The sequence below is a fragment of the Xenorhabdus stockiae genome (genome assembly GCF_002632825.1).
GTDB lineage: Bacteria > Pseudomonadota > Gammaproteobacteria > Enterobacterales > Enterobacteriaceae > Xenorhabdus > Xenorhabdus stockiae.
This window is the reverse complement of the sequence record NZ_NJAJ01000053.1, coordinates 1-17,999: the sequence shown is the minus strand read 5'-3', so window position 1 is coordinate 17,999 and position 17,999 is coordinate 1. Positions and strand designations below refer to the sequence as shown.

Genomic DNA, 17,999 nt, shown 5'->3' with positions numbered 1-17,999 from the left:
GAGCAATCATTTGAGCAGTCCAGCCTTCTGAAGCTAAAAGCACGGCTTTGATACGGTCACGGACGCGCCCATCACGAGTCGTATCGTGCATCAATTCAAGCGCTTCTTTTTGGGCATCTGTCAGGGTAATTTTCATGGGCGCGATTTTGATCTGATAGGAATGAAAAATCAAGCATCTTCAATGACGATGGGTATATTGGTAATTATTTCGATAATTTAAATAAGTTATGTTGACGCATTAATGTTTTAATTCATTCACTGTTGAATTCGGTCCTTATGTGCACATAATTCACACAGCGTTTATGACCTGCATCACAAAACTATAAGTTATTGAATGTTATTTCAGTCAATATGGCATATATATAAAGTGATATACTTCCATGTTATATCGATATCCTCTTTAGGGTAGTAGACGATATTTAATATAGAAGCCTCAAGGGTTGCAACCCTTGAGGCTTCGCTGCTTATTTTTACGCAAAAAATAATGTGTAAAAACCGTTAATCATAAATCTTACCTGCTGTGTCTATATGCTGAATATTTCTTGGAATATGTATTTTTATTATTGTTTACAATTGGAAAGTCTATTTTGTTGATTTTACTTAAATGTTAAGGTTAGTTATTTCGTTATTGAATTAATAATGAAAATAGTTAAATTAGAATGCATTTAATGAGCTGAGAAATGGATTGAAAAAAGTGACGAACGATGCCAATGAAAAGGGTAAGAGCAGAAAGAATAAAAAAGACACTGACTATTTTATCCCTTACAGAACAACGTATGATTTACGTTTAAGTAAAAGGGAGCCTAATTTAATCAACATACTGAGACAGGTTCAAGGCTATGAATATGGTTTTTTTACCGTGTTGGGTGTTCGCCCTTGGTCTCAGCGGAGTGGTGGGAAAAATAATTCCATCTATGTCGTCAGATGTCAGTGCGGTAAATATGCGGTCAGAACATTAAAAGCGATTAGAAATCCGAATAATGTTAATGACATGTGTGTGCATTGCCAGCACCTGTTTAATCGAAGGCGTAAAGAAATCTTTCACACGACAGGAGACGATGTGGATTTGTCAGAATTAACCGGAATTAAATGTAAAATACCTTTGGAAATAGAAGAATAAGAAAATAGCGTCGCACTTTGGGATTGAATTTTCAGAGTACACTTTATTCTTTATGTAAGAGGGGGTTGAGCCCATGACAATGGGGAATTGTAAATGAAATGATATTTTCATAGAAGGTATTATATACCTTTTCATAATAGTGAGAGTATCAGCATGCGGTATTCTTTACCCCGCGTGGCACGCGGGGTAAAGAATACTCCTATCATTTTGAATAGCTATTTAATAAACAAATGAATAAATGTTATTTGGAATTTCACAGAGGTAACTCCAATGCATTTCTACTGGTGATATAGTGGTTATGGAAGCTAGTCGATCAAAGTTATAATATATTATCATAATGCTCTAATATGTATTTTTTGTATTTTCATAAAAATCAATTAAATAAATTGCCATAATAGGAAAGACGGGAGGCATTAACATCTATTTAAGCATTATTTAATTAAAATTCAGTTATTGGATGTATTATCTCTATTGATTTTATTATTTAATATTTTTTCCACCCACTTGAAAACTCGGAATATATTACAGAGAAATGGATGAGTTTAATTATAAAACAATAGGTTATGTGGTGTCTCATATTGTCAGCCTTTATGGGAATTATTTGGCAGTTATTGACGAAACAGAATCTTTAAACTATTTGGAGCTATATACTGTGGCAAGTCAGCTCTGCGTGCATCTTTCTGACATTCTACCAGAAAAAAATAAATGTATTGCTGTCGCAGGTCCTCATAATGTCAGAACTGTTGTCGCTTTATTAGCAATTGTACTTTCCGGGAATTACTATGTTTATGCTGATTTAACTCAACCAAAAATTTGGCTTGAACAGCAGCTTAGTCGGCTGGATTGTAATGTCATGTTCTATTCTTCAGATAACTACCCTGAAAATATTCCTGAAGGTATTACCCTACTTTTTGTAAAGAACAAGAGTTTCCCTATTTCTGCTATCTTACCCGAGATCAGCGCTAATCAGGTCGCTTATGTTAATTTTTCATCCGGTAGTACGGGTGAACCAAAAGCGATTGCTTGCACTCACGCAGGTATTGTCCGTCTTTGTCAGCAACAAACATTTCTCGACTTTCATGTTCGTCCGGTATTTCTATTTCACTCCCCTTTATCTTTCGATGCCTCCACTCTGGAAATCTGGGGGCCGTTGCTCAATGGTGGCTGCTGTATCATCCATCAAGAAGAAATGCTCACCCCACAGATTTTACAAAGAGCTATTCACCGTTATGGTGTCAACACTCTGTGGCTAACAGCACCACTTTTCAATGTCCTCGTGGATACAGATGTCCAGTGTTTGAATGGATTACATACCGTACTGACTGGTGGAGATATTTTGTCAGTTTCTCATGTACGTAAAGCCTTTGTTGCTCATCCGGAAATCTGTTTTGTAAATGGTTATGGCCCAACCGAAAATACGACTTTTACCTGTTGTCACATAATTAAAGCGGAAGATTTGTTGGGAGATGATATTCCCATTGGACAGGCAATCACCGGTACTCAGGTCTTGCTTTACGATTTGCAGGGCAAACAAATTATTGACCCTGGACTAAGTGGTGAAATATATGCTTTTGGGGAGGGGCTGGCTTTGGGTTATCTCGGCGATCCGGAACGCACAGCACAAGCCTTTGTCACTATCAACTGGCAAGGAATATCCCAACGGGCTTATCGTACAGGTGATCTGGCATGTTATGACGAAGAGGGAAATCTACACTTTATTGGTCGTGTGGACAGTCAAATAAAAATAAATGGCTATCGTATTAATTTAAGTGAAATAGAGAGCAGACTACGTAATATCCCGGAAGTAGAGGATTGTATACTATTAGTACAACAATATCAGGGCAGTAAATGTTTAGTAGCTGTACTACAAGCAAAAGATGATCGTCAAGCTCGTCAAGCTATGCTGCAATTTCCTTCCTGGGAACGTCCAACTTTTTGGCTCTGTGTCCGCTCACTGCCTTTGACCCGGCATGGTAAAGTGGATCGTCAAGCGCTTTTTTCTCAGTGGCAAGCCGGGCAATCACAGCCTTCCGCCACGAAAATGAGTCAGCAGGAAGCGGATTGTGCCAACTGGTGGTCACAATTGCTGGGTTATCCAGTCACCTCTCTCGAACACCATTTCTTTGAGTCAGGCGGTAATTCATTACACGCTTTGCGTTTGCTGGCTACTTGTCATCAACATTATTCTGAAGTGACGTTTTCCCTACAGGAACTTTATCAGCATGCTACTCTTGCGGATTTTGCTTCCCTGCTAACCAGCAAAGGTATTGATGTCAATACATTACAGGATCCTATTCCTGAGGGGGTTCTGGTGCTATGAATACCGTCTTTGAGCAGTTGTCCCTGCGCCAAATTTATTGCCTGCCATTTGGGCGTCAGTTGATTATTTATGGTCAGTGGCAATCTCTAGATAAGGAGGAACGTTCCTGGCTACATCAAGAAAAAGAGCGAATTATTAACTCTGAGAATAACTCCAGCGTTCTCCCACTTCCTTGCTGGCTTAATGCAATAGTGTTGAGTGAGATGATTTCCAGTGACTGTTCACAGTTTGGATTATTCTATCTGGCACCAGACTCTATCTCCCCAGAACCATCCCGACTAAAAAGTTTACTCGAAGGTCTATACAGAACCTTCCCACTTCTCAATAGCGCAGTAGAGTGGGGGGATAGCGGGTTAACGTTACGGCTTTTTACCTCACCATATAATGGTGAACCTGAATATAAAGGATCAGTACAGTATTCTGATGTTCAGGCTTTTATCCGCGAACAACTACAGCACCCTCATTCTGTATTTGAAAGAGGAATGCTGAGGATAGTATGCGCCCATTGTGGTAAGGAACTGCGTTGGGGAATATGGCTGCATCACTTGATTGCAGATGCGGACTTTGTTCAGAAATTGCTTTTTCATGTGCAGACTTGGTTGAAGACAGCAATGTGGCCTGAGCCAGATCTGAATTTTATTCAGCAAATTTGGATGCTCGAGCAACAACTCGTTGTACACCGGAAACGGTTGCAAGCCTTCTGGAGCGATCAAAAAACACTTTTCAGTACATTAGCCCCGCCTCCATCCCGAGAATTGTTATCTGAGAAAACACAGAGCTTCACATTGCCTGATGAGCCACAAATATTTACCCATGTGACTCTGTTACTTTCGCGGGCATTGGCCAAACTGAATATAAATGGCCCACAACTGGCAGTAGCTCCAGTAACGTTGCGCCGTATGGAGCACAACGTGAGCAGCGGCTGTTATGTCAACCTGTTGCCAGTATTACTGGATGCTCACTATGAGGCAACGGAGTTTAACAGGCTACGTCTGTTGTGGCTGGAGCATGCACTGCTGCCTCAGGAGGAGATTACAGCTCTGTCTGGACTGGATTATCGTGATGCTATCGTGATGATCAATTTCATCGGGACATCAATAGAAACGGAAGGATTTCAGCATCACCCTGAATTTCGTAGCAGGAAACCTATTACCTTAACCCTCAATCAGGGATCATCGGGAGTCTGGCATGCTAAGTTGACGACCCGTTGGGGAGAGGCATTTAGCCGCGTGTTATATAGCACCTTGATAGAGGAGGTGTCCTGATGATACTTCTGCTTCCTGACTTCGTCGGACACCCTAGCTGCTTTCAGACGCTGCTTTCTCATCTGTCGGAGCAGGTAGAGTGCGTCAACTATCATACCCTGGTTATGAAAGAAGAGCTCCCTGAACTGGCGGATCTTATCGCTGATAAGCTACAACATAAACCAACTTGGATCATCGGCTACTCGTTTGGCGGTGCTCTGGGGTACGAACTCTGTCAACGCGTTTTCTCTAAAGCCCGTTTAGTCATGGTGGACAGTCACTTACCTTCACCCGTTCTACGTAAAACTCCCGTCAATGAACAGTATCAGCGCTGGGTGACAACCGATATTCAGGATTGGGTCTTCTTGATGCAAGAGCTGAATGAAGTACGTCAGCCAATCATTCTGAATAATATTCGCCTATTTAGCCAATGGCAACCAAAGCCAGCTCTACAACAAGCCTGGTGGATACGTTGCACTCGAAATGAGAGCAACGCAGGTATCGACTGGCATTTGTTTATCGATCATATCCATCAATTTGACACACCGACACGCCACCACGAAGTGCTGAAAGAGCGTGGTGTGATTTCTTACCTTACTCAGCTGATCAAAAAGGTGTCCTTTCCATGATATTTCATAAGCAGGCGATTTCACCTATTTTTCAGAAACAGGCGCTGGAGTGGGTCTTAATACAATCCGACTCGCCATCTGCAATGCTAGAGCCAGAGTTCGATATTGACGATGACAAACGGCGTTATGCAAAGAAAATTCGTAACATCTTTCATGTTGATCCGCTGTTCTGGCAAACATGGTGCGATGATTCCGGGCTGATACAGATTGTGAGTCAATATCTAAACCGTCCCCGCTTATTACGGCATGCAGCTTTTATCAAACGTCATGCCGATGAGTCGTTTATTCCTCTGCATCAGGATATTGCATTGTGGGAAAAATCCTTTCATACCGCCTGGACATTCTGGGTGGCACTAACCCCAGCTTTCAAAGAGAACGGAGGTATGTTTTATCACCCTAATACTGAAGTGGTTTATCCGCACGAGTTCGACCTAAATTATCCCATGTTTAAGTGCATCGACCTCGAAAAAAACAAGATTTCTCAGGAAGAACTAAAGGATGCATCTCTTAATGCAGGAGACATTCTGGTATGGCCGGCAAAAACTCCACATGGCAGCTATATGAATACCAGTGGCCAATTGCGCGTAGGCATGCCGATAGTGTTTGTTGAAGAGACTGAATATCAAAAAATAATGTGAGGTAAGTATGAAAGTATGGGTAATCGATAACTTAAAAATTATTTTCCCTGATAGAAATATTTCAGAAGTCAATATTGATGAATCCCTTGAAGAGTTGTTAAACCATTCGATGAAAATGGTCACTTTTCTGGCACGTTTCGCCCGCCAATTTAAACATGCTCCCAAGATTATGGAATTTCAGGCTGCTCCTTGTTTTGAAACCTTGGTCAGAAGTATGGAGCATCCCACATGATACGAATCATCGATTGTACTTTAAGGGAAGGAATGCAAACCCGCCAGTGTTGTTTTACTGCGGAACAATCGGCATTGCTTTCCCGAGAGATATCGGCATTAGGGGTAGATACGGTTGAGTGTGGACATCCTTTTATTTCGTCGGAAGAAGCTGAACGTGTCCGGGGGGTGGTTGCTGCCTCACCTGTGCCGGTGTTAGCGCACGCCAGAGCCCGCACGGAAGATATCGATGCGGTGTTACAGACGGGGGCTCACTGGGTAGGTTTGTTCGCCTCGATTAATGAAATTTCAATGGCAACAAAGTTCAAAGGTAAGAGTCATGAAGAATTGCTCACGATGTTTGGCTCTTCTATCCGTTATGCTCGAGAACAAGGGTTGTTAGTAAGGGCAACCATTGAGGATGCTGGACGAACGGCAGTTCCTGATCTGGTGAGCATGATTATGACTGCCCGTGAAGCAGGTGCTGATCGTATCTGTTTTGCTGACAGTGTCGGTATTCTACTGCCTGATGAAACTTTTGATGTGTTATCACTATTACACCATGAGTTTCCTGATGTTGTATTTGAATATCATGTTCATAACGATCGAGGATTAGCATTGGCTAACACGTTAAAAGCGATTGAAGCGGGAGTTACGTGGGTTTCTACGAGTTGTAATGGTATCGGTGAACGTACAGGTATCACCGATACTTTTCAGTTAATCACGCTGCTTACTACACGTTTTGATCAGAATCGTTTTGATATATCCCGGATTTTGGCGCTTTCTGAATTGGTGGAAGCCTATAGCCGTATCCCAATGTCTCCAATGCAACCAGTGGTAGGTAAAAATGCTTTTGTACATGTTGCCCGCCTGCACCAACTTGCCATGCAGAAAGACAGTGCAGCCTACAGCATTTTTGAACCAAAACTCATTAAAGGAGACATATCTCTGGAGCGATTTACTCCTTTACAAGAACAGGATTTGTTCCTGACGCCGTTTGAAAAATCTTCATCAGAGCTGAAATATCACCGCCACGGCCCTGGAAAACGCTTTGTGATGTTGGATAAACGATTGGTGAATGGCTCCCCTTACTACTTTATTGCCCGTCAATTTTCTATGGTGGGCGCTGATGAGTCTGCAGAAGTCGGCCATGTTGACAGCCATATCCATAATTGTGACTCCTTATTCCTATTTCTGGGGGACGGAAAGGATTATGTCGGCCTGGAGGTCGAAGTCGATCTTGGGGGAGATATTCGCCATGTACACAGCCCAGCCAGTATTTTTATCCCGGCGGGTGTGGCTCACTCCTATCGGTTTATTCGCGGTTGTGGCACTTATATTAACTTTGTTCACAAAGGCGATTACCACGAAAGTTTGCTGGAGATAACTCAATGAAACAATTTAATAAAAATGCCAAATCTTACGATATTGTGAGAGGGAAGATAACTTATCCGGATGGATTGTATCATTCGCTGTCTATCCGCTCACCTTCACATGAAGCTGCGCTGGATATTGGTTGTGGTAATGGGGTTTCTACCATTCGGTTGAAAGCGTATTTTGCCCATGTGCAAGGGTGTGATCTTGGTGATGCCCTCATTGAACGGGCGCAGTATAACTATCCTGATATAACATTTAACGTCTCTCCGGCAGAAACTTTTTCTCCACCCCGCAATTATGACCTGATTACCAGTGCGACTTCATTTTACTGGATGGATCGTAAAAAGGTGTTAATCAATCTGAAAAATTGGTTAAAACCCGACGGGCTATTTTGTGCCTATAAATATGACTTTCCGCTGGTTTATGGGCCTCTGCGAGATTATATCGAAACAGAGTTAGTGACACGCTGGGCAAAGCACCGAGATCCCCGTCTGACACAATACGATAACACTCTTGAATTGATACGTGAGTGTCCACATTTGCATTACGCACAACGCGAGGTATTTGCCAACATTATTTTCCTCTCCGCGGAAGAAATCGCATTGTTTTTTTTGTCTACCAGCTACGTGACTCGCTATGTTGAGCAGGAAGGAGGAACGGCTTACGTTCATGAATTTATGAAAAGTGTCATGATGATTGGCGGCTCCGCTCCGATTGCTGTTAATTTCGACATTCACGCCTTTACTGCGGTAAATCGCTAGGAGAGACAGATGGAACACCTGCCCATCACTCTGGACGCTACACTTCGTGAAAAAGCCTTTAGCTCGCCACAGCAACTCCTGTTAATTGATGCCCTAAAGCCCGAATCAGCCATTGAGTATCGATGGAAAGAAACCAATAGGCTTGTTGATGCTCTGGCCTGGCAGTTTGCAGAATTACCCGGTGAGGGCATCGGAATAATACTGGATAACAGCTATCACTGCCTGTGTATGATTTATGGCGTTATTCGTTCAGGGAAAAATGTGATCTTAATCGATTCTGAATGGGGTATTACAGCAAAGCAGGCCATTATTGATGTAATGGCGTTACAGATATTAGTGAGTGCAGCTCCTATTCAGGATGAATTTGCCATATTGCAATTTATTCCTGATTTTTCATCTGGTTGTTCTGAGGTTTTTAACGAGCACGCAGCTACAAACAGCAGAATGATTATTTTTACTTCGGGAACCACAGGTAAACCGAAAGGCATTGTCCTCAGTCAACAGGCAATGGTGAACGCTTATGCTATTGGTCAGTGCTGTCTAAAGATAGGGGAACATACACGTGCTGGTTGTTTTTATCGGGTAAGCGGATTAGGTATTTTAGGCATCAATTTTCTGTTTCCTCTGCTGTATGGTGGTAGTGTAGTGCTACTGCCGCAACATTGCTGGTCTGACTGTGTACAATTTTGGCAGCGGGTAAAACAATTTAATATCAGCTTTCTCTATATGGTTCCGCCTATTGTCAATTTTATGGTTAAAGAAGGGATTCCGCTGACAGTTCCCATTTCCCTATCCCGTTTACTGTGCGTGTCGGGTTCAGCACGTCTGGATGCAGCTCTACAGACGGAATTTCAGCGTAACTTTGCCCCGTTAGCCAATATTTATGGATTGAGTGAGTGCGGCTTTGCCTTTTTATTTGGCCGCCTGAATGGCAAGTTGTTTGACAACACGGTAGGCCCTGCTGTTGGTGTGATGCTACGTTTGACCGATGAGCAAGGTAACGAAATAACTACTCCCGGCCATCGTGGACGATTGTGGGTGAAAACACCCAGTCTGTTCTCTGGATATGTCAATCAACCAGAACTCACTGCACAAGTGGTACATGACGGCTGGCTGGATACCCAAGATATTGCTTATTTTGATGAGCAGGGCGGATTTTATGTGCTGGGCCGAGTGGATGGAACGGTAAATAAAGGGGGCAACCTGTTCCATCTTAATGAATGTGAACAGTTATTGAATACCCGTAGTGATGTGACAGATGTCTGTTGCCTGAAAGTGCCCTGCGATATTTATGGCGAGGATTATATTGCGGTTATTCAAGGAGAACTTGGACAAGAGGGTATTCTGCTGACTTGGTTACAACAGCATTTAGGCATATCCCGTGCCCCGCGCTCTGTTTTTTGTCTCAGTGAAAAACTGCCACTCAATGGTGCGGGTAAACATGACCGCCATGCTATTACCAAGCTTATAACCCGGAGAGCATCATAATGTGCGGTATTTTGGGTGATATCGGGCCGGGCTTTGACGGTACACAGTTTCGTCAGGCACTTCAGGGGCTTCATCACAGGGGGCCTTATGGCGAAGGGTATATTGACTTGCCTGCTGGTGCATTAGGTATGACTCGTCTGCCAATGTCCGGTGCAACATCACTGCCGATACCCGTGAGGTTTAGGGAAAACTTTGCCGCATACAATGGTGAGGTTTATTCCCCAAATGCGGAAATCATAGATGAAGTTCGCTTACTTTATGAGGGAATAGAAAAAGGAGAATTACCCGATGGCATGTTTGCGCTGGCATTATGGCAGCCACATAGTGCTTCATTGATACTACAGCGTGACAGTTATGGTATTAAACCCCTCTACTATTTCTATCAGGCCGATCGTGGGAGACTGATATTTTCATCTGAACTTATGCCGTTACTGACTTTGTTGGGCAACCGTACACCTAACATTGCCGCGATAGCTCAGATTGTTGCAACCGGAGTTACGTTAGAAGGCGAGAGTTTGTTTTCCGGTATACGTCTTGTAGCCCCGGGCGAGCAACTAAGATTTAGGCTTGGTGACGGAAAAGCACTGTTGGTGCAGCGTCAGCATTTCCCTCCTCAAACTGAACCAACATCCACTTCAATTGAGGAGACTTTGGGCGAGGCTATCAACCGTTGCAAAGCGACATTTCGTCCAACTGCACTGTTACTCAGCGGAGGGATGGATTCAACCTTGCTTAATACCTGGGTGGAGCCTGATATGGCAAAATTCACGCTGGCCTTAGAAAATGCAGAGGAAACAGTGTGTTCGAAATCCAATTTACATTGGATTTCTCTGGAACAAACAGCTTTTATGTCTGTTTTGCGAAAGGCAGTAAAAAACTTTGGTGCTGCAACCCGTATGTCCAGTTTGTTGATGTATCAACAGTTGGCGGATGCTGTCGGGGATGCCGGGTATCACTGTGTACTGTTAGGCGAGGGGGCTGATGAATTATTCTGGGGTTATCCGCGCTACCTTGATCTACAACCATCAACAGGTCACGATGCCGTCAGCTTTGCACGTATCTGGTTTGGCGACTATCAAAATAAAGCAAAGTTGCTTTCCTCCCAAGTTGCTTCCGAATTGAATGAGCAGATTGAAGCGCTTGCTAGTTCAGCTCTGAGGAAAGGGTATGAGGCGGCTATTGACTATTTTGATCTGCATTACTCTTTGGAGCCTCTGCTGCGTCGGGCAGATCATCTCCTGATGTCACGCGCAATTGAAGCACGAACACCTTATTTACATGCGGGACTCGGCATGCTCGCAAGTCGTTCTACACGCCTCGCAGAGGGTATAACTAAAATCCCACTGTGTAATTTACTCCAGCAACGGCTACCGAATTGGCAATGGAAACCTAAGCAGCACTTTCGTTTACCTTTTTCCTACTGGCCGAAAGCAGTGCAGGAAATGCGTCACCATCTGTTGGAAAACTGCGAGACATTACGCGACCTGGGTCTGGTAAATTTGGCACCTGCATATATAGAAGCGATGGATAATGCTCAGCTTTTTACCCTAACGACGCTTTCTCTTTGGCAACAAGAATATGAGGTGAATTTATGAGTTTTTCTTCCTACTCGCGGCCGATTGCCTGGAGAGGAAATACTGTGTTTGAACGTTCAGCACGTTTTAGTCAGTCGCTGGAAGTTCTGCTCAGAGCAATGGCTGATGGTTATCAGCCCGGTAAGCGTGACGAAACACTTCGGCATGATTTGCATCGTGAACTCGAACTGGGAAGTGGCGTATTAGTGCATGATTCCCCGACTCTCAAATATCTTCAGACGGTACCATTCCGGGCACTATTTAGTAAGTTTTGTTTCTGGTTTGGTATGCCAGTATCAATTAACAAGCAAGGCCACTATTTAAAAGAAGTTCGAGATCATGGAGTACGCGATAATCATGGTATGCCACAGCGTGGGCACTTGACTAACCAAGAACTCGCTTTTCATTCTGACAGAGCAGATCTCACTGTACTGAGCTGCTGGAGTCCTGCCGCTCGCGGAGGCACTTTTCGCATCCGTTCCTCTGCCGATGTCGTGTCACAAGCCGAACAACGTCAACCTTCCTGGCTTTCTCAACTGAATAAACCGATCCCTCATGACTTGCGTGACGAAGGTGGACAACCTTGGATTGCTTTACCACTCCTAAGTGAAAACCACTATCAATTCGTTCTACGTTACATACGTAAATTTAACGACTCAGTCGTTCGTCACGGTATAGAACAGACACAAGAGATCAACCAAATGCTGGCAGATATCGATATCATTATTGAACAGCCTAATCATTACGCTGAACTTAATTTCAGTAAGGGAATGCTGGTAATACTCAATAACCATATCACATTACATGCGCGCACTTGTTTTGAGAATGATAAGAAACATGAACGTTGCTTGCTACGCTGCTGGCTTAGCAGTGAGTTTACTCGCCCATTACCTATAAGTTTTTTGCCTTTGTTTCACAACGTAGATGCAGGAACTTTACGGGGGGGAGTTTTACCTGAAAAAACAAGGTAACCCGATGCAGAAGAATATTTTTTCCCTGATGCGTTTTCGTACTCTCCCGATAGAAATTCATGTGATGTTGGTAGGTACTCTGCTAACGCGTGGTGCCTATTTTATGGTCTGGCCTTTTTTGGCGGTGATACTGTATCGCCAGTTCAACTGTTCTGCGACTGCCATTGGTGCCTTACTCTCCACCGCTATCATTTTGGGTGCAATCAGCGGCGTCTATACCGGCTGGTTATCAGACCGTTTTGGTCGCAAGCGTCTTATTCTTTGTGGAACCACATTAAGTGCATTGGCTTTTGTCCTGTTAAGCCATGGTCATAGTCCCGCGCTGTACGGCATAGGTATTACCGGTGTTAGTATTGGTTGTGCCCTACTTGAATCCAGTTGCAAAGCGTTAATTGGCGATCAGGTCATTGATAAAGCTTCACGTGAGTTGGCACTCTATTGCCGTTACTATGCCATTAATGCCGGTGCTGCGATAGGTCCGTTGTTTGGCGTGACTTTAGGCGTTGCTGAACAAGGCTTAACCTTTTTAATTACGGCTACAATCTATTTTATTTATGGTTTGCTGCTGTGGCGCTTGCTGCATTATGTTGCCTATCGGAGTACCACACTTAAACAGAACCAAGCGACTTTTTTTTCGTTTTTTACCGCCTGTGGACAGATGATCCGCCATCGCCTTTTTGCTCTGCTGATGTTTTGTAATATGCTGGCCGCCTTAGTTTATGCCAGCTTTGATTCCACTTTGGTACAGTATCTGACGCGCAGCCATGTCCCACATGTGATGTCGTTGATTGCTACTCTGATTGCGATTAATGCACTGACTATCATTATTGCTCAATTCCCCTTATTACATTTGTTACAGCGTTATTCGACAGGCATCAGACTAATGATTGGACTCCTGCTGATGTTGTTGGCACAACTGTTATTCGCTTTTGTTCCTGTTACGCAATTTTATATGCTTGCTGTAGCAACTATTGTTCTGAGTTTGGGGGAGTTAGTCGTGTTCCCTACCTTCAGTGTGGAAGTGGATCAGATAACCCCAAGTACGTTGCGTGGAAGCTATTTTGGTGCGGCCAACCTCTACCTGCTGGGCAGTGCCCTTGCGCCACTGTATGGTGGTTTGATGTTGGATCTTAGCAATCATCGGATACTTTTTCTTAGTCTGACCGGACTTTGCTTATTTACGATGGTGCTACAGAACACGGCAAACATGATGAAACGGGCCCAAAATGAGGCAATTACCCCATGACAGCACGTATTTTGATTTCAGGTTTCTTTTTACGTCGCAATGTTTGGCCTCCAAATTTGATTGGGGAAGATGTCGATGATCTCAGAGACCAATCAGAGTGTGATCTCCAGTATTGGCTGGCTAAAGCTGAAATGCTTGCTTCAGCCTTCAGTAGACCAATAGAAATTATTGGTCACAGTTTCGGAGGATATCTGGCACAGTGCCTAGCGGCAAGGTTAGGGGAAAAAGTCAGCCATTTGTGGTTATTGAATGCGCTCACCAGCCAAGGTGGAAATGCATTTGAAAGCTATCAAGAAAGTGGACAAGCAGCGTTGTCAGACATTTGCAGGCTGGATATGAGTAGTGGTCGCATCCACTTGCATAGTCCTGAGCGCTTCCTCGCCCTTTTAGGTCAGCGGGTACCTTTGGCACAAAGTGAGCCAGCCCAGTTATTACTTGACCCGCCACCATCCCATATAACCAATTTGTCTTGTCCAATCAGCTACGTAATTACACAACAAGACTTGCTGACACCTCCGTTACTACAACGTACTTTTGCCCGCCGACTAAACGCACGACTCATTAATTGGATGGGAGGGCATATGTCTCCTTTAACTGAGGGCAACTGGCTGAACGACAGATAAAAAAGAGTAAGCATCAGAGTGCAATAATTCTCAATGAACAGGCTCAAATTAAAATTTATAGTGATATGAAATATAAACAATAATTTCCCTGTTTGTAATGGCATCAAATAGCACGGAGATTTTTTCACTTAGCGTTGTTAAACAAAAATTTGACCCAATTCGATCCAATCGATAAGGTATTAACTTGTTACTACATGATCTCCAGCCTGCAAGGATCAGCGTGAAGCGGCGAAGTCAAAACTCCCGTAGCCTGCAAGGGAGTGCATACCATGCGGTACATCTGCGCACTTTTGGAAGCAGATATCATTGGATACCTAACCCTCCGTCTGATGATGAAAGTTTCCCGGTGTTACTCATCACCGGCTACTCACACAATAGAGCAAAACAGGCTCTGTCTTACGTCAAACGAGACCGTTTTCACCGGTACAACATTCATCTGCTTTTTCAGTTCATCACGATCAGCGTCCCGAATATTGCGCGGCGTCACTTGTGTTGAAGCGTAGCGATTACCAAGTGACGCCGCAAAGCGTCAAACGTCCAGAGCCCATCCAGTCTGGCTTTACGACCGATTTGAATCCCGCATTACTCAGTGAAACCACGTAAAACAGACTATTAACCACCCTGTTAAACGATTGTCCTATCGGATTTTCAACCCACTGCCTGATTGCAGGCTGATGCAGTAAAAATTAAGGAAAAATGAATCACGTCAAGATAATGAGGCGTTCATCCTGATGAGATCAGGCACTGAACGGGGAGCATGTCATCGCTGTGCTGAGCACGTCGTGAGCTCCTGCAATAACTCAACACAATCCCGCCCTGCTACACATTGTCTGACGCACCACGGAACGGTGAACCTGAACCGACACGCAGGGAATTGTTTTAAAAACGACTAAAAATGAATAAAACAAACGCAAAGTAGCAGAAGAGGCGAGAATGGCGCAGGGATCGACACGTTCAAAGGTTGAGCTGTTCAGAAAAGTTTTTATCACGCATGCCCGACAGGCGGGCGGAAGTTTTGTCACCGTAGCAGATCGAGAGCGTATGGCCCGGCAGTTCCTTGATTATTTGAAAACCAATGGCATCAAACTCCGGCAAATGGACAGTCTGAAGGTGAAATATATTGAGCGTTACATTGCTGAACGCAAAGCCAACAATCTCAGTTATCGGACACTGCAAAATGAAATGTCGGTGCTGCGAGCCATTTTAGCGCACGCTGGCAAGCATAAGCTGGCTGATCCCGATAATGCCCGCCTGAGTAACCGGGCATTGGGTATCGCTGATACCAGCCGCAAGGGAACGAAAATAGCGCTGGCACCGGCTGCGTTCCGGGATATTTTTCAGCAGGTGGAACAAAAAGACCGGCGTGTCGCGGCTGTTATGCAACTGGCGTATGTGCTGGGGCTGCGCACCAAAGAAGCGGTGGAAGCCTACAAATCGTTAGCGACCTGGAAGAAAGCACTGGAAAACGGGCATACGTCTGTGCGGGTGGTGTTCGGTACTAAAGGGGGACGCCCCCGGCAGACGGTCATACTGGATCGGGAAGCCCTGCAACACGCGATTGCTTATGCTGAACGCGAGCAGACCGGGCGTGGCGGTAAACTGATTGATAAGCCGACGATCACGCAGGCCATCGACCGTTACCGCTATATTGTCAGACGTGCAGGACTGAGCGGTAATAAAGCGCCACACAGTATGCGTTATCATTTTGCTCAGCAATCCGGAGAGCATTATATAACGCAAGGATTCAGCGAGCGGGAATCGCTGGCACTGGTCTCGATGGATTTAGGGCATGGTGACGGGCGAGGGCGTTATATTAAGCAGGTGTATTACCAGAATATTGAGGGCGAATAAGTTATATTGGAGCACACACGATCAGCTGCTCTGATCATTGGAATTGAGCAAAGCAATCTTGAATCTTAGGCGATTATTCCTATGTTACGCTAACTCACTTTTGGACAGAAATGCGTTAGCGGCATTGCTTTAACTCAAGTAGTTTGGATTAAAAAGATGCAAAATTTGAATTAATAACAACAAAGTCTCTCTGTCAGTATGATTTTTTCTTGCAAGCAGGATGCGTTCATATAGTCAACTATATTGACAATTACAGCTTCTCTACCAATGAACATTTCAAGATACAAGAGTACGGCTTGGATAATAAATCAAGCATATTCAATGGTGATTGGTATATGAATTTACGAAATTGAAAGAATAAAAATGGTGTGAAAATAATAATCTTTATGGTTTTTAATCTTGATTTGAGAGTGTAATGTTTCAAATAATAAAATAAGGGAATTAAAATGCTATGAAAATGGTGAGTTTTAGATGTGTGACTGTCAATTTAATAATGTTAATTCAAAGGAAATGAAATTTCTGATCAATTAATCGGTTAACTATCTATGTGATAAAATGCTTTTTAATATTAATGGGTGGGTAGTAATTGTGACTTATTACTATAAATAATAACGTTCATGACAAAAATATTATTTTAATCTTTGAGAAATAAATTAAATTAAACTATATGGACTGGCCTTATGGTGTTTTTATCTTTTAAAGATATTAGTGTGAATTAATTTCCGTATAAATAAGAATAATTTTTATTGTAAATTATTCTGTAAATGGAGGTGTAGTGAAAAAAATAAACATCCTAATCGTTGGCTGTGGTTATGCAGCAGATTTTTATGTATCAAACCTTAATAGTTATGAGAGCCTAAATATTATAGGTTGTGTCGATAGAGATAATAATAGGCTTGAAGCTTTCTCAAACTATCATGGTTTAGATTCTTATTCTTCTGTAAGTGATGCATTGGAAAATATAAATTTTGACATATTGCTAAATTTGACAAATCCAGAACAACACTACAAGGTATCACTGGAAGCTATAAGTAATGGAATTTCAGTATACAGTGAAAAACCATTTACTATGAGTATGGCAGAATCAAAAAAATTGGTAGAGATTGCCAAAAAAACTAACTGTATTATAACAAGTGCCCCTTCTTTATTATTAAACCCGCCAATGATAAAGGTAATGGAAATATTGTTTTCTGGCGAGATTGGAGAAATACTTTTAATTAAGAGTTCTATCCATGAGGGACCAGTTCATAAAATGAACTTTGATGATTGGATTAGTCCTTCAGGCGCATCTTGGCCGGCAAAAAATGAATTCGAAGTTGGTTGCGGGTTTGAGCATGGTCCATACATTATTGACCTAATTTTGGCTTTAATGGGTACGCCAGATAGCATAAGATATAGCTCTGCTTTGATTTATCCAGATAAAAAAGTTACAAATTCACCCGCTCCAGATTGGATTAATATTACTTTCGAGTATTCTGATAGTAAAAGAGCAAATGTTGAGCTTAGTATTGTTGAAAGTGAGGAGCATTGCTTTCGGATAATTGGGGATAAAGGTGAAATAATAGTTAAAGATTTATGGATGGCGAATTCAGAAATAATTGTAAGAAAGAATAAAGAAGATCAAATAAATCGTCCATCAGAATATTTTTCCTTAAAAAAAACACTTCATCCTCACAAGATAGACAGAAGATATAATGACACTCATTTTATTGATCAAGCTACTGGAGTCTTAGACTTAGCTACTTCTCTAAATTACAATTTTGAACCTTTGCTTGATATTAATCGATCTTTGGAATCCATTAATATAATAGAAACAATAATGACAAATAGTAAATTTAGACCACTTACTATACGCAATTAACTTGAAGATGCAGGAATTAAAGTCTGGAAATTATCGGTCAGCCGGGTAGCTAATTCCTGTCCTTTTTCGGGTAAGGTGACATGAAA

Annotated in this window: 17 protein-coding genes and 1 pseudogene; 17 read left to right on the top strand and 1 reads right to left on the bottom strand. The window is 42.9% G+C overall.

The window, feature by feature from the left end:
- Positions 1–136 (bottom strand): annotated as a pseudogene (locus tag Xsto_RS18490) (IS630 family transposase); the annotation flags it as partial.
- Between the two features lie 558 nt (positions 137–694).
- On the opposite strand from Xsto_RS18490, the gene Xsto_RS18485 reads away from it, so the two are divergent.
- From Xsto_RS18485 to Xsto_RS18420, 17 genes are all read left to right on the top strand, one after another.
- Positions 695–1,120: a hypothetical protein gene (locus Xsto_RS18485; protein ID WP_099126005.1), complete on the top strand. Its 426-nt coding sequence runs from the start codon at positions 695–697 to the stop codon at positions 1,118–1,120.
- A gap of 532 nt (positions 1,121–1,652) precedes the next feature.
- Positions 1,653–3,440 carry a non-ribosomal peptide synthetase gene (locus Xsto_RS18480; RefSeq protein ID WP_099126004.1) on the top strand — a complete coding sequence of 596 codons (1,788 nt, stop codon included), beginning with the start codon at positions 1,653–1,655 and terminating at the stop codon, positions 3,438–3,440.
- The gene (locus Xsto_RS18475; protein WP_099126003.1) at positions 3,437–4,705 is read left to right on the top strand and encodes a condensation domain-containing protein; all 1,269 of its coding nucleotides are present in this window, start codon (positions 3,437–3,439) and stop codon (positions 4,703–4,705) included. The genes Xsto_RS18480 and Xsto_RS18475 overlap by 4 nt, the downstream gene beginning before the upstream one ends.
- A complete protein-coding gene (locus Xsto_RS18470) occupies positions 4,705–5,313 on the top strand; it encodes a thioesterase domain-containing protein (RefSeq protein ID WP_099126002.1) in 609 nt (202 codons plus the stop codon). Before Xsto_RS18475 ends, Xsto_RS18470 begins: the two co-directional genes overlap by 1 nt.
- Positions 5,310–5,951 (top strand): phytanoyl-CoA dioxygenase family protein, encoded by a 642-nt coding sequence (locus tag Xsto_RS18465; RefSeq protein ID WP_169926687.1) that lies wholly within the window; start codon positions 5,310–5,312, stop codon positions 5,949–5,951. The genes Xsto_RS18470 and Xsto_RS18465 overlap by 4 nt, the downstream gene beginning before the upstream one ends.
- Before the next feature lie 7 nt (positions 5,952–5,958).
- Positions 5,959–6,183 carry a hypothetical protein gene (locus tag Xsto_RS21655; RefSeq protein WP_169926686.1) on the top strand — a complete coding sequence of 75 codons (225 nt, stop codon included), beginning with the start codon at positions 5,959–5,961 and terminating at the stop codon, positions 6,181–6,183.
- Positions 6,180–7,556, top strand: coding sequence for a 2-isopropylmalate synthase (locus Xsto_RS18460; protein WP_099126001.1), 1,377 nt, complete (start codon positions 6,180–6,182; stop codon positions 7,554–7,556). Before Xsto_RS21655 ends, Xsto_RS18460 begins: the two co-directional genes overlap by 4 nt.
- Entirely contained in the window at positions 7,553–8,299 is a 747-nt protein-coding gene (locus tag Xsto_RS18455; protein WP_099126000.1) for a class I SAM-dependent methyltransferase, read from the top strand. The genes Xsto_RS18460 and Xsto_RS18455 overlap by 4 nt, the downstream gene beginning before the upstream one ends.
- Positions 8,300–8,308: 9 nt before the next feature.
- Positions 8,309–9,787 (top strand): ANL family adenylate-forming protein, encoded by a 1,479-nt coding sequence (locus Xsto_RS18450; protein WP_099125999.1) that lies wholly within the window; start codon positions 8,309–8,311, stop codon positions 9,785–9,787.
- Entirely contained in the window at positions 9,787–11,382 is a 1,596-nt protein-coding gene (locus Xsto_RS18445; RefSeq protein ID WP_099125998.1) for an asparagine synthetase B family protein, read from the top strand. Before Xsto_RS18450 ends, Xsto_RS18445 begins: the two co-directional genes overlap by 1 nt.
- 44 nt (positions 11,383–11,426) lie before the next feature.
- Positions 11,427–12,332 (top strand): TauD/TfdA family dioxygenase, encoded by a 906-nt coding sequence (locus tag Xsto_RS18440; protein WP_211284350.1) that lies wholly within the window; start codon positions 11,427–11,429, stop codon positions 12,330–12,332.
- 4 nt (positions 12,333–12,336) lie between these two features.
- Positions 12,337–13,578 (top strand): MDR family MFS transporter, encoded by a 1,242-nt coding sequence (locus Xsto_RS18435; RefSeq protein ID WP_099125996.1) that lies wholly within the window; start codon positions 12,337–12,339, stop codon positions 13,576–13,578.
- On the top strand, positions 13,575–14,201 hold the full coding sequence (locus Xsto_RS18430; RefSeq protein WP_099125995.1) for an alpha/beta fold hydrolase: 627 nt from the start codon (positions 13,575–13,577) through the stop codon (positions 14,199–14,201). Before Xsto_RS18435 ends, Xsto_RS18430 begins: the two co-directional genes overlap by 4 nt.
- A 184-nt stretch (positions 14,202–14,385) precedes the next feature.
- Positions 14,386–14,697 carry a hypothetical protein gene (locus tag Xsto_RS21235; RefSeq protein WP_141554537.1) on the top strand — a complete coding sequence of 104 codons (312 nt, stop codon included), beginning with the start codon at positions 14,386–14,388 and terminating at the stop codon, positions 14,695–14,697.
- 235 nt (positions 14,698–14,932) lie between these two features.
- Positions 14,933–15,094 carry a hypothetical protein gene (locus tag Xsto_RS21650; RefSeq protein ID WP_169926685.1) on the top strand — a complete coding sequence of 54 codons (162 nt, stop codon included), beginning with the start codon at positions 14,933–14,935 and terminating at the stop codon, positions 15,092–15,094.
- A gap of 40 nt (positions 15,095–15,134) precedes the next feature.
- Positions 15,135–16,052, top strand: coding sequence for an integrase domain-containing protein (locus Xsto_RS18425; RefSeq protein ID WP_099125994.1), 918 nt, complete (start codon positions 15,135–15,137; stop codon positions 16,050–16,052).
- Positions 16,053–16,827: 775 nt separating this feature from the next.
- Positions 16,828–17,913 carry a Gfo/Idh/MocA family protein gene (locus Xsto_RS18420; protein WP_169926684.1) on the top strand — a complete coding sequence of 362 codons (1,086 nt, stop codon included), beginning with the start codon at positions 16,828–16,830 and terminating at the stop codon, positions 17,911–17,913.
- The last annotated feature ends 86 nt before the right edge of the window (positions 17,914–17,999 follow it).